This is a genomic window from Brevibacterium zhoupengii, assembly GCF_021117425.1.
In the GTDB taxonomy this organism is placed as follows: domain Bacteria; phylum Actinomycetota; class Actinomycetes; order Actinomycetales; family Brevibacteriaceae; genus Brevibacterium; species Brevibacterium zhoupengii.
Map to the genome: position 1 here is coordinate 2874254 of NZ_CP088298.1, position 12669 is coordinate 2886922.

Consider the following 12669-nt stretch of genomic DNA (forward strand, 5'->3'; position numbering starts at 1 on the left):
CTTCTAGGAGGGTTCACCGCGGGCGAAGTCAATGTGCGTGGTCGAACGAACTCAGACGATGACGACCATGGGGACGATCATCGGCTTGCGACGCAGCTTCGAGGACGCCCAGCGTCCCACGGTGCGGCGTACGACCTGCTGCAGCTGGTACTGGTCCGTCGTTCCGTCCTTGAGGGCGTCTTCGACGGCCTTGGTGACCTTCGGCATGATCGAGTCGAAGACCGAATCGGATTCGGCCACACCGCGAGCATGGATCTCAGGGCCGGCGATGAGGGACTTGGTCTGGCTGTTGATGGCCATGAAGATCGTGACGAAGCCTTCGCCGGAGAGCACAAGACGGTCCTTGAGGTCTGCCTCGGTGATCTCACCGACCGAGGAGCCGTCGACGAAGACGAAGTTGCAGTCGACTGCTCCGACAACCTCGGCGTGGCCGTCCTTGAGGTCGACGACCCAACCGTCATCGGCCAGCACGATGTTGTCCGGATTCACTCCGGTCGCCTCGGCGTGCCTGGCGTTGGCGAGCATGTGTCGCCATTCGCCGTGGACGGGCATGACGCCGCGGGGCTTGACGATGTTGTAGCAGTAGAGAAGTTCGCCGCCGGAGGCGTGGCCGGAGACGTGGATCTTGGCGTCGGCCTTGGAGATGACGTTGGCGCCCAGCTTCATCAGCCCGTTGATGACCTTGAACACGGAGTTCTCGTTGCCGGGGATGAGTGAGGAGGCGAGGATGACGGTGTCGCCGTCGCCCACCTCGACGCGGTGGCTGCGGTTGGCCATCCGTGAGAGCGCGGCCATCGGCTCACCCTGCGAACCGGTGCACATGAGCACGACCTGGTCGTCGGGGAGCTTGTCGACCTCTTTGATGTCGATGAGGGCACCGCGCGGGACCTCGAGGTAGCCGAGGTCTTCGGCGATCTTCATGTTGCGCACCATCGAGCGACCGACGAGAGCAACCTTGCGGCCGTGGGCGTCGGCGGCGTTGAGCACCTGCTGGACGCGGTGGATGTGTGAGGAGAACGAGGCGACGATGATGCGACGCTCGGCGTGACCGAAGAGGTTCTCGAGAACCGGTCCGATGTCCTTCTCCAGGGCGGTGAACCCGGGGACCTCGGCGTTCGTCGAGTCCGTCATGAACAGGTCCACGCCTTCTTCGCCGAGGCGGGCGAAGGCGCGCAGGTCCGTGATCCGGCCGTCGAGCGGGAGCTGGTCCATCTTGAAGTCGCCGGTGTGGAGGATGTTTCCGGCGCCGGTGCGGATGAAGACCGCGAGGGCGTCGGGGATCGAGTGGTTGACGGCGACGAACTCGAGGTCGAAGGGACCGAGCTGATCGAGGTCGTCTTCCTTGACCACGCGGGTGATCGGCTTGATCCGGTGTTCCTTGAGCTTGGCCTCGATGAGCGCGATCGTCAGCTTCGAGCCGAGGATCGGGATGTCGGCCCGGCGACGCAGCAGGTAGGGCACTGCACCGATGTGGTCTTCGTGGCCGTGGGTCAGCACGAGGCCGACGATGTCGTCGAGGCGATCATCGAGATACGCGAAGTCGGGAAGGATGAGGTCGACGCCGGGCTGATCCTCTTCGGGGAAGAGGACGCCGCAGTCAACGATGAGCAGCTTGCCGTGGTACTCGAACACGGTCATGTTGCGTCCGACTTCGCCGAGGCCGCCGAGCGCGACGATGCGGACGGCTTCTGCGTCCATCTTCGGCGGAAGCTTCAATTCTTGGGTCAATGCATTATTCACTGAGGTAACCACTCCTGGTCAATTGGGCGGTCACGAGCGCCATCTGCTCTTCGTCTGCTGGGAGCAGGGGCATTCGCGTTCCGCGGTTGTCGAGTATTCCTTGGGCCTGCAATGCGGCCTTGGCCGAGATGACTCCCGGCATGTGATTCATGAGCGCGTCAACCATGTCTGCCGTTTCATGGGCAATTGCGCGAGCGGTGGTGAGGTCGTTGTTCGCAACGGCTGAGACCATCTCAGCGAACCGCGGTGTGCAGACGTGGCCGGCGACGGAGACCACGCCGAGGGCACCGAGAGCCAGCAGCGGAAGGTTGAGCGCGTCCTCGCCCGAGTAGTAGACGAGGGAGCTGCGGTTCATCACCTGCGCCGAGGCGAAGAGGTCGCCCTTGGCGTCTTTGACCGCGAGGATATTGGGGTGATCGGCCAACCCGAGGAGGGTCTCCGTTCTGATGGGCACGCCGGAGCGGCCCGGGATGTCATAGAGCATGACGGGAAGGTCGGTCGAGTCGGCGGCTGCGCGCATGTGAGCGGCGATGGCCGGCTGCGTCGGCTTCGAGTAATAGGGCGTGACGATGAGGATGCCGTCGGCACCGGCGGCAGCCGAGCGCTTGGACAGATCGATGGTGTGCGCGGTGACATTGTTGCCGGTGCCAGCGATGATCTTCGCGCGGTTGCCGATGACACCGCGGACGACCTTGAGCAGCTCGATCTTCTCATCGTCGGTCGTCGTCGGTGATTCGCCGGTGGTTCCAGACACGACGAGCATGTCGTTGCCGAGGTCGACGAGGTGGTTCGCCACCTTCTCCACGGCAGGATAATCGATGGTTCCGTCGTCCTTGAACGGCGTCACCATCGCCGTGCCGACAGTACCGAACGCATCAATCGCAGCGGCTGCTGCGCTGTCACCGAGAATCGCCATACGAAAAGGATACCGCGCACAGTCCACGACTGCGGCAGTGGCCGTGCGCGCGCCACGAGTGCATTGTCTCTTCACCGGTGCCTGCCTGTGGCCACGGGCCGCTCATCGGAGGCGTGGAAGGCGTTCCCCTCAGGCGTTGCCGATCGCTTCCGTCTTGAGAGACAGATCACACCAACCGGGCACTGTCGGCAGACGAAGAATGCGCATTTCCCATTGCGCCCACTTTGGCCATCAGAGAGCGCTACCGTAAGGAATCGCGTACAGCACGACCATGACGACCGAGCACAAAACCAGGCCGATGCCACAGATCGCCATGATTGTCCTCGTCAGCTTGAGGTCCTTCGGATTGCGGTCTTCGTCTGGCACTGCGAGAAGCGTCCGCCGGAACGCGTTGCCCGCTTCAGGTGGAACCTGGCCGAGATTTCCCAACCACGTGCCTACGATGCTGGCGAGGAACCCAAGGATTACAGGGTCAAGAATTGTTGGAAGTGCCAGTCCAGCGAATTCCGTAGCACTGTTGAGGACCCCGACAACGAGGAATCCGCTGATCATGCCAGCGGCGGCTCCTCGAGCGGTCAGACGCTCACTGCGGACCGACCAAAAGGCAATCGGGCCCCATGAGGCCGCAAACAATGTAGCTGCGAAGTATCCGATTGTCAGAACGGCGGGGCTTGCAACTGCCGTGATTGCGAGAACGACCAGGCCGACGACGAACATGGTGATTCGAGAGGCCCACAGGCCTCGTGTTCCTTCGTCTTCTGTGGAGCTGTCTGCAGCTGCCTGTTCGGCTCCTCTGCTCGCCTCACCACGGTCGTAGGGTGAGGCCGACGCGGCATATTCGTTGTTCGCACCCGCAGTTGCTGCGACAGCTGAGACATTCTCGGCGCTTGTCGTGCTACGACGGAAGAGAACGGGAAGAATGTCGTTGGCAGTACTGAACCCGATGAGTGACAGAAATGATGCGGCGGAGGATAGTCCTGCGGCCACAATTCCGGTGACTGCGATAACTCCGATAACCGGAGGCATGACGTTTTGGGCGGTCCAGATAAAGGCGACTTCTGACGGATCGATCGCTGGGTTGAATGCATTGATCGCGAATCCGCCGAAGGTGAGAAAGAGGTAGATGGCAGCAAGCACCACCATCGAGATCGCACCCGAACGAATGCAGACATGTTCGTTCTTCGCCATGAGGAAGCGACTCGACTGCCACGGACTGACTGCAACCACTGTCGCCCAGACAAGCCCAAGCGTCACACAGTACATAACGATGTCCGCGTGGGAACCCATATAGTTCGTTTCACCGGTCAGCCCGTGCCAGGCCAGCCCATCAGGCTTTGATGCCAACGCTGAGAGCTTCTCAATCGCCGCCCCTGGGCCACCTGCTTTGATGAGGACGTAACCCATGCCCAGGACAGCGGCAATGGTGAAGACGAAGAACATCAAAGTGTCGTTGACGAGAACTCCCTGTGACCCCGACAGCATTGTGAACAACGTGTAGCTGGCCCACACGATGACTAGCAACAAGGTCTCGTTCAGCCCAGTCAGTTGCACAAGCACGAGAACGAGTCCCTGCGTGACCGCTACGAGGTAGAGGCCTATACCGACGACGACCATAACCCCGGCGATGGCCTGAACCGCTTTGGAGTCGAATCGATTACCGAAGTATTCCGGCACTGTCAGAGCTTGGGAACGTCGCAGGTATCGACCGAAGAAGAGCACACCGACTACGTAACCGCACACATTGAACAGTGTCAGAAACAACATCGGTACGGGATAGCCGTCGTAGGAGAATCCAAGCTCCCCCATGAACGACACCGTCGACAGGAAGGATGCGACCAATGTACCTGCGATCAGCAAGGTTGGAGCCGCTCGTCCGGCCACGTAGTAGTCGGAGGTGTTCTTGACCTTTCGCCCGACGATTGCCCCGATGACAAGATAGAGGACGAACGAGCCGAAGATAGCGAGTGTGAACATCATCGCGCATCACCATCCTGTTCGGAGTGTGGTGCCCGATTGCGCGTCCCTGTGGTCATGTCGGAGGATTCGCCGACCGTTTTTGTTCCATAATCACGGCGGACGATGTGCCAGCCGAGCATGATGATCGCTGCGGGAACCAACCCATAGCAGATCGAGACCAAATACGTTCCTAACATGAGTTCTCCTTTGAACCGGTGTTCTGAGTTTCCTTGAGTTATCGTGAGATCTCTGCTGGTACAGAATCTCCAAGGGTGGCCGCCGATCGACGACCGACGGGCAACGCCGAGTCGAATCTGGCCGAGTCGGGTGGCCTATTCGTATTCTGGTTCGCGCGTCATGTCGACGCCCAACGCTGCCGCGGCAGTGATTTCGAGGGACTTCACGATCCGGTCGGGCGAAGTTGACCCTCGTCCTGCGACTACGGCGACGTCGAAGCCGTCGATCGCCGCGATGAGAGTGTCAACGATGAGGTCGGTGTCTGCCCGCGGCCGGAAGCTCCCGTCACGGATACCGGTGTCGATGATCGCTCTGAAATGTGCGCCCCATTTGTCGAAGACCTCGTCGACCGAGGCTCGCAGATAGTCGTTGCGGCTCGAGACTGCAACGAGTTCGATCCAAATTTGCGAGCGCCTTCGCAGGTCGCCGATCGAGGGGAACGCCCATAGGCTGGATTGCACCTTTTCCCATGCTGAGCCATGAGTCTGCGACAATCCGGCGATGTCTTCAACCACCGAGCTGCTGTGAGTTGAAAAGGCCTGGACGAGCAGGTCCTCGCGAGAACCGAAGTAATACTGCACCGTGCCCACCGACACCCCGGCGTCTTTGGCGACATCCTTCATCCGCACGGCCTCCGGACCACGTTTCACGATCTGTGCCAACGCCGACTCGAGGATGATGGCGCGTTTGGCCTCAACCTCTCCTGCAGAGTACTGGGGCCGGGGACTCACGAGGCCACAGCCAGACTGTTCGCAGCCTCGAGCCCTTCGAATACCGCTTCCTCCACGGTCCGCGGGGCCAGGGCATCGCCTATGGTGTGAACACTCGCAGAGCCGAAGTCGAGATCGGGGATCACGGACTGCGGGGCACCGGAGACGATCGTGGCGGCCACACCCTCGACCTCGTGGACGATCTCGCACAGTGTGGACTGCAGGTAGCCGGTGTCGGCATCGACGCCGACGAGACGCGCGTCGTTGACGAAGTCGACCCCGGCCCGCAGAGCCTGGGACATGAGCAGCGTGCGCGTGTACTGCTGGATCGCGGCGCCCGCGAAGTTCGCCGCGGTCGCCAGGGTCACCGGCACACGGGCTTCAGCCAGACGCAGGGCGATGCCCAGGCCGATCCAGTCGCCCTTCCAGTCGGTGACGAGGACACGGCCCGTGGGCAGAATCGGCTGGGTGCTCAGGTAGTCCCGGGCTCCGATGACGAATGCCGCATCGTCGACCTCGAGGTGCGGCATGCGTTGCCTGGCACCGGTCGCGACGATCACGTGTTCGGGGGCGACCTCATCGAGGATCTGCTGGGTCACCGTCGTCGATGTTCGGATATCGACACCGGCCCGTTTCGCCTCAGCACTCAGATTAGTCGCCGCTCCCCCGAATTCGGACCGATAGGGCAGCTCCTGAGCCAACAGCACGGCCCCGCCGAGGTGGGGCTCGCGTTCACAGAGAACGACGTCACCTCCGGCCTCGGCCGCCACCGCCGCAGCCTTGAGTCCGGCGGGCCCACCGCCGATGACGAGGACACGGCGTCGGGTTCTCACTCTGGGTCTGGGCAGAAACGTAAGCTCCCTGCCGGATTCGGGGTATTGGATGCAGGAGATGGGCACGCCCATCTGGAAGTGTCCGATGCAGGCCTGGTTGCAGCCGATGCAGGCCCGGATCTCGTCTACGGCATCACGGCCGGACTTGTTCGCGATCTCCGGGTCGCAGATCATCGCCCGAGTCATGATCGCCATGTCGGTGCGGCCCTCGGCGATGGCCTTCTCCGCCTCGTGGGGCTGGTTGATCCGCCCGGCGACCATGACCGGTTTGTCGGTGATCTTCTTGACCTGTTCGGACAGGCTTGCTGCGTAGGCCGGGTCGATCTGCATCGAGGGCACGATGTGCACCGCACCCTGCAGAGTCGACGAGTCTCCGGCGGTGATCGAGAAGTAGTCGAGGCAGTCAAGGGAGTCGAGGTGTTCGATGAGGTCGAGGATCTCGGTGGCGACGAGACCGTCCTCGGTCTTCTCCTCCCCCGAGATCCGCAGGCCCACCACCACATCGGGACCGACGGCTGCGCGTACCCCGGCGACCACCTCGGCGAGGAAACGTCGACGGTTGGCCGAGCTGCCACCGTATTCGTCGGTGCGGGTGTTGACTCGCGGGTTGAAGAACTGGATGGGCAGGTAGCCGTGGCTGGCCACGATCTCGACGCCGTCGATGCCGGCGTCGGTGATGCGCTTCGCGGCGCTGGCATACCCAGCGATGATCTCCTTGATCACCTCGATGCTCAGAGCCTCGGGAACGACCTTGAATCTCTCCTGTGGTGCGTCACTGGGAGCCACAGCCCGCGGCGCCATCCCGCGTTCACCGTCCATGACCTCGCGGCCAGGGTGGAAGAGCTGGGCGAAGATCGTGGCACCGTGGCGGTGGACCGCCTCGGCGACGGACCGGTATCCGGGGATCGAGGAATCGTCGGTGGCCATGAGCACATGGTTCGTGTACCGGGCGGTCTCGTGGACGCCGGAGACCTGGAGGACGATGAGCCCGCACCCGCCTTGGGCCCGCGCTTCGTGGTAGGCGACGAGGTCATCTCCGATCGACCCGTGGTCGTCGAGGACGGTGTCGTGGCCCGAGGACACGATGCGGTTGCGGATGGTTCGGGTGCCCAGGGCGATGGGTTCGAAGAGGTGCGGGAACAGTGAAGACATGATCATCCTTGATGCATGCGGGTGCAGCTGACCCTTTATTCATATCACGATATGACTAACCGGAGTAGGCCTCGCCGAAGGTGTCACAGCTGCCTAAGCCGTTCTCGTATCCGCTGGCGAACCATTTCTGGCGCTGCTCGCTCGAACCGTGAGTGAAGGACTCGGGGTTGACGGAGCCCGCGGACTGCTTCTGGATGTGGTCATCGCCGACGACGAAGGCTGCGTTGAGCGCATCGTCGATCTGTTCCTGGGTTGGTGTCTGCAGGTAGGGCGTGCCGTTGTCGTCGGTCAGGGAGGTGACATCGCCGAGCCATGCCCCGGCGTAGCAGTCGGCTTGGAGTTCGATGCGCACACCGTTGCTCTCGGCTCCGGTGCCGTTGTTCGGGTGATCGCTCATCGTGCCCGTGATGTTCTGGATGTGATGACCCCACTCATGACCGACGATGTAGAGCTGGGCGAGCTCGTCGGCGGAGGCACCGAACTGCTGACGCATGATCTCGAAGAAGCTCGGATCGATGTAGACGCCCTGCTCGGGCGGGCAGTAGAAGGGACCCACCGCATTCGACGCGGTTCCGCACTGAGTTGAGGTCTGGCCGTCGACGATGGTCAGCAGTGGAGGCTTGTAGCCGTCGACGTGCTGGGACCAGTATTCATCAAGGACGACCTGTGCCCCGGCCATCCGGCAGTCTAAGGACTCATTGGCATCTTCGCCTGTGTCACATTGGGCCATCTCTTCGACACCCGAGGACTGTGACGACTGCTCACTGTCGAGGCTGCCGCCGCCCATGAGCCCGGTCACATCGACGCCGAGCAGCGGCCCGATGAGGAAGACGAGGAGGCCCACGATTCCGACGCCGCCGCCGGCGATGGCGGTGTTGCGTCCTCGCCGGCTGGTCTTGTTGCCCGAGATGTCAGCATTCGGATTGAAGGTCATAGCCATAAAGATACAACGGCTTGTCACCTGGCATGTGAGAATCGATGCATGAGCTCTCACCGCTCCCCCACCTCGGCGACTGCTGGGATTGAAACGGTCCGTGATCGCCTGAGCCCTGCCGGCCGACTCATCGGCCTCGACGCCGCTCGCGGAATCGCCCTGTTCGCGATGATGGTCACGCACATCTTCGCCCTGTCCGATCCCGAGGGCTTCCCGACCTGGGCCGCTGTGTTCGCGGGGCGGGCCTCGGCGCTGTTCGCGGTCCTGGCCGGTTGTTCACTGGTGCTTTCGACCCGGTCACGATTGGCAGCGTCCGGACGTCTGCGCGGTGCCGTGCCCAGTGTGCTCATCCGTGCGGGAGCGATCATTGTCATCGGCCTGTGCCTGGGGTCGGTGTCGTCGCTGCTGGCTGTCATCCTCGTCAACTACGGGGTCATGTTCGCAATCGCAATGCTGTTCCTGCGCCTGCGCGCGAGGACGTTGTTCATCATCGCCCTGGGCTGGATGGTGCTCAGCCCCGTGCTCTCGATGCTCATCCGCAGTCAGTTCGGGCTGGAGCCGCAGTATTCGTCGATGTCATGGTTCGACTTCGCGACCCCGCTGACGATGCTCCATGACCTGGTGCTCACCGGCTATTACCCGATTCTGCAGTGGCTGTCCTACATCCTGCTGGGGATGGCTGTTGCCAAGATCGACATCGGCAGACACCTTATGTCCCTCTTCGCCGCCGGCCTGGGCCTGTTCCTCGTCGGCAAGGGAGTCTCCTGGCTGCTCCACAACGTCGCCGGTGGTGGTGACGAGCTGGTGCGCGTCTCCGAACTGTACGGAACCGATCTCAATGCGGCGCTGTTCACCGGAAGCTATGGGGTGACGCCGACGACCTCGTGGTGGTGGTTGGCAATCGCGGGCCCGCATTCGGGTACACCCTTCGACCTACTCGCCACGGCCGGAACTGCGCTGCTGACCATCGTCGTCTGCCAGTCCTTGGCGCTGCTGCTGGGTCGCAGAACCTCGGTGTTGGCGCCGCTGACTGCACCTGGGTCGATGCCCTTGAGCGTGTACTCCGCTCACGTCATCCTGCTCGAGATCACACGCCCGTGGGTCGAGGCCAACCCGATGCTCGGCGGTGAGGCGATGACGCCACAGGCTGTCGAGTTCGGCCTGCATGCTCTCGTGTTCATCGGATTCGCCCTGATGTGGAAGCTGGCAATCGGAGCCCACGGTCCGCTGGAGGGCGGAGTCGCTGCGGTCATCCGGTCTGCGTCGCCGGCCCCGGGTCACGGGGCATCAGCGGATTCGGGAGCCGCCTCGGGAGCGGGGCCGACTTCAGGGCCGGGTCTAGCCTCAGGAGCGGGGCCGGCCTCAGCGACGGGTCCGGATGAGGATTCCGCTAGGAATTCTGCTTCACGCCCGCCCGATATATATTGACCGCTTTGCGCATCGTCGATCGGGCGCGCTTGCGGTCTCCGCACGCATCGTAGGCGCAGGAGAGACGGAACCAAGAGCGCCAGTCATCGGGCGCGGCTTCGGCCTCGGCCTGGTATTGGCCGAAGGCTTCGTCGGCGGACTCGCGGATGATCTTCCCGCCCGGTGTGCGCGGCAGATCATCGACAGGCAGGCCGCCTTCGGACTTCAGGATGCGCGCCAGCTTCTCCGTCCGCGCACCGAACATGAGTTCGACGACCAGGGTCCAGGCCCCGATGAGTGGCAGAACGAAGAGGGCGATGCCCATCAGCCGGGGCACGAGATCGGGTTCCCGAACCAGTATCCATGCTCGATGCCCCATGAGGACGAAGTAGAAGACGAGCACCACTGAGACGACGATCGCCCCGATTTTGCCTTTGGACATCAGAGGTCGAGCATATTCTCGAGGCCGTGCAGCAGACCCGTGTATTCGGAGATCGAACGCACAGCAGTCACGATTCCCGGCATGAACGCCGAGGTGGAGTGGGAGTCTGTGCGGATCGTCAGGGCTTCACCGTCCGAGCCGAAGTGGATCTCCTCGTGCGCGTTCATGCCCTGCTGGCGGATGGCGTGGACGTGGATGCCGTCGATGACGGCGCCTCGGGCCCCGTGAGGATCGCTCTCGGTCGAGTCGGGGACCTGTGGCAGGCCGGCTGCATTGCGGGCGGCGGCGATGCGCTGGGCTGTGTGGTTAGCGGTGCCTGAGGGAGCGTCAAGTTTTCGAGTGTGGTGGATCTCGACCACCTCGGCGGAGTCGAAGTACGGTGCGGCCAGTTCCGCGAACCGCATCGCCAGGACAGCGCCGATCGAGAAGTTCGGGGCAATGAGTACGGCGGTGTCAGCGTGCCCGCTGAGCAGAGTTTCGAGGTTGGAGAGCCTGTCGGCATCCCAACCGGTGGTACCGACGACGGTGTCGATGTCATGCTCGACGAGGAAGCGCACATTGTCTTCGGTCGACTTCGGGACAGTGAGTTCAACCGCAACGTCGATGTTCTTCTCGAGCACGGTCTCGATGGAGTCGCTGCTGCCCAGAGTCGCAACGAGCTCGAGGCCTTCAGCCTCCGTGATGGCGTCGACAGCTTGGGCGCCCATGCGGCCCTGTGCTCCGATGACGGCTACTCGAATCGCATTCATAAGTCCTGACTCCTTGCTCGACGATCTCCGCAGGCCAGTCTAACGACTCTCACTGCTGCCACCGTCATCAGGTGATGCGATTCAGAACGTCACGAACGGCAATCGGTGGCTCTGAGGCCGTGGATCCCCGGCCAGTCGAGCACATTCCTCTGTGTCATAACGGGCCCCGTCGTAGAGCAGCCGTTCGCGCTGACGCCCTTCGACGATGAATCCGGCGCTCTCGGCCACCGCAGCTGATGCCGGATTGTTCACGCGGTAGCCCAGTTCGAGGCGATAGACGCCAATTTCATCGTGGACGTGGTCGACGAGGCTGCAGAGTCCTGCTGCAGCCAGGCCCTGGCCGCGAGCGTCCGGGTCGAGCCAATAGGAGATCCAGGCGGTCGAGTGCCGCCGATCGATGGCTGTCGCCATGACATTGCCGACCGGTGTGTGGTCACCGGCCACGATGGCGAGGGCGACCATGGATCCGTCTGCTTCTGCTGTGCGGATTCCTTCGAGCCATGCCTGCGCACCGGTCAGAGACGGATCGTCGGGGATGTTGTTGAAAAGATCGGCATCGGCCCGACTGTAGATCTCTGCGAGGGCAGCAGCATCATCGCGGTGCCAGCGTCTGAGGAAAGCGGTCATGCGCCCAGCGTAGCGAGGCCTGAGAGGCCTGAGCCCTCAGGTGAGCCACCTTCCGGGCGCTGAGCAACCCCGCCAAACGTTGCTGAGCGCACGGAAGGTGGCTCACCTGGTCGGCCCGGACATGACAACGGCGGCCCCGCCGCAATGGGTCGGAGCCGCCGTTGAGGGGTCTGTACGGCTATCAGCCGAGCAGGAGGCCCTTGGTCTGAGACACGGCACGGTCGAAGCGTGCGCCTGCATCTGCCCAGTTCACGATGTTCCACCAAGCCTTGACGTAGTCAGGCTTGACGTTCTGGTAGTCGAGGTAGAAGGCGTGCTCCCACATATCGAGCTGGAGAACCGGGGTTCCGCCGAGCTGGATGTCCGACTGCTGGTCCTTGAGCTGTTCGATGAAGAGGTTTCCACCAAGCTGATCGTAGACGAGCACGGCCCAGCCGGAGCCCTGGATCGTGGTGGCTGCCGTGGTGAAGTGCTCACGGAACTTGTCGAAGGAGCCGAACTGGTCGTCGATCGCTGCTGCGAGTTCGCCGACTGGCTTGTCGCCGCCGTCTGGAGACATGTTGTTCCAGAAGATCGAGTGGTTGACGTGTCCGCCGAGGTTGAACGCGAGATCGCGGGTCAGCTTCGGCACGTTGGCGAGGTTTCCGCTTTCGCGGGCTTCTGCTAGCTGTTCAACAGCAGTGTTGGCACCCTTGACGTAGGTTGCGTGGTGCTTGTCGTGGTGCAGCTCCATGATGCGAGCCGAGATGTGCGGCTCAAGTGCGGAGTAGTCGTAGGGCAGTTCCGGAAGGACGTACTGCTCAGCCATGAAATTCCTCCTGAAGAGAATTGATGTCCGCCAAGTCGGCGGCTTCATTTCGACCCTATAGCAGGGTCTCATCTCGAACAACACGGTCATCGCGGGGTCTATTCCAGATGACGCCATGTGACCTCGGAAAATATCGTTTCACCACGGAAATGAGTCCT

At 62.5% G+C, this 12669-nt stretch carries 12 protein-coding genes; 1 reads left to right on the forward strand and 11 read right to left on the reverse strand.

Annotated elements, in window-relative coordinates; translation table 11 throughout:
* Positions 1-51: 51 nt before the first annotated feature.
* The 7 genes from LQ788_RS13035 to ypfJ form a co-directional block, all read right to left on the reverse strand.
* Positions 52-1698 carry a ribonuclease J gene (locus LQ788_RS13035; protein ID WP_096167165.1) on the reverse strand — a complete coding sequence of 549 codons (1647 nt, stop codon included), beginning with the start codon at positions 1696-1698 and terminating at the stop codon, positions 52-54.
* 34 nt (positions 1699-1732) lie between these two features.
* Positions 1733-2656, reverse strand: coding sequence for a 4-hydroxy-tetrahydrodipicolinate synthase (gene dapA, locus LQ788_RS13040; protein WP_231441633.1), 924 nt, complete (start codon positions 2654-2656; stop codon positions 1733-1735).
* Between the two features lie 231 nt (positions 2657-2887).
* A complete protein-coding gene (locus tag LQ788_RS13045) occupies positions 2888-4633 on the reverse strand; it encodes a sodium:solute symporter family protein (protein WP_231441634.1) in 1746 nt (581 codons plus the stop codon).
* Positions 4630-4809: a hypothetical protein gene (locus LQ788_RS13050; RefSeq protein WP_231441636.1), complete on the reverse strand. Its 180-nt coding sequence runs from the start codon at positions 4807-4809 to the stop codon at positions 4630-4632. The genes LQ788_RS13045 and LQ788_RS13050 overlap by 4 nt, the downstream gene beginning before the upstream one ends.
* A 135-nt stretch (positions 4810-4944) precedes the next feature.
* Complete coding sequence (locus tag LQ788_RS13055) at positions 4945-5580, reverse strand: TetR/AcrR family transcriptional regulator (RefSeq protein WP_231441638.1); 636 nt, start codon at positions 5578-5580, stop codon at positions 4945-4947.
* Positions 5577-7544 carry an NADH:flavin oxidoreductase gene (locus tag LQ788_RS13060; protein ID WP_231441639.1) on the reverse strand — a complete coding sequence of 656 codons (1968 nt, stop codon included), beginning with the start codon at positions 7542-7544 and terminating at the stop codon, positions 5577-5579. Before LQ788_RS13060 ends, LQ788_RS13055 begins: the two co-directional genes overlap by 4 nt.
* 55 nt (positions 7545-7599) lie before the next feature.
* Positions 7600-8478, reverse strand: coding sequence for a KPN_02809 family neutral zinc metallopeptidase (gene ypfJ, locus LQ788_RS13065; RefSeq protein ID WP_231441641.1), 879 nt, complete (start codon positions 8476-8478; stop codon positions 7600-7602).
* Positions 8479-8526: 48 nt separating this feature from the next.
* On the opposite strand from ypfJ, the gene LQ788_RS13070 reads away from it, so the two are divergent.
* Complete coding sequence (locus LQ788_RS13070; RefSeq protein ID WP_231441643.1) at positions 8527-9906, forward strand: heparan-alpha-glucosaminide N-acetyltransferase domain-containing protein; 1380 nt, start codon at positions 8527-8529, stop codon at positions 9904-9906.
* On the opposite strand, the gene LQ788_RS13075 is transcribed toward LQ788_RS13070, so the two are convergent.
* The 4 genes from LQ788_RS13075 to LQ788_RS13090 all read right to left on the reverse strand — a co-directional run bounded on the left by LQ788_RS13075 (position 9869) and on the right by LQ788_RS13090 (position 12511).
* A complete protein-coding gene (locus tag LQ788_RS13075) occupies positions 9869-10327 on the reverse strand; it encodes a tetratricopeptide repeat protein (protein ID WP_231441646.1) in 459 nt (152 codons plus the stop codon). The genes LQ788_RS13070 and LQ788_RS13075 overlap by 38 nt on opposite strands.
* Positions 10327-11076: a 4-hydroxy-tetrahydrodipicolinate reductase gene (gene dapB, locus LQ788_RS13080; RefSeq protein WP_231441648.1), complete on the reverse strand. Its 750-nt coding sequence runs from the start codon at positions 11074-11076 to the stop codon at positions 10327-10329. Before dapB ends, LQ788_RS13075 begins: the two co-directional genes overlap by 1 nt.
* An 81-nt stretch (positions 11077-11157) precedes the next feature.
* Positions 11158-11703 (reverse strand): GNAT family N-acetyltransferase, encoded by a 546-nt coding sequence (locus LQ788_RS13085; RefSeq protein ID WP_231441650.1) that lies wholly within the window; start codon positions 11701-11703, stop codon positions 11158-11160.
* A 181-nt stretch (positions 11704-11884) separates the two neighbouring features.
* Positions 11885-12511, reverse strand: a complete 627-nt coding sequence (locus tag LQ788_RS13090) for a superoxide dismutase (protein ID WP_069600429.1) — start codon at positions 12509-12511, stop codon at positions 11885-11887.
* Positions 12512-12669 lie beyond the last annotated feature (158 nt).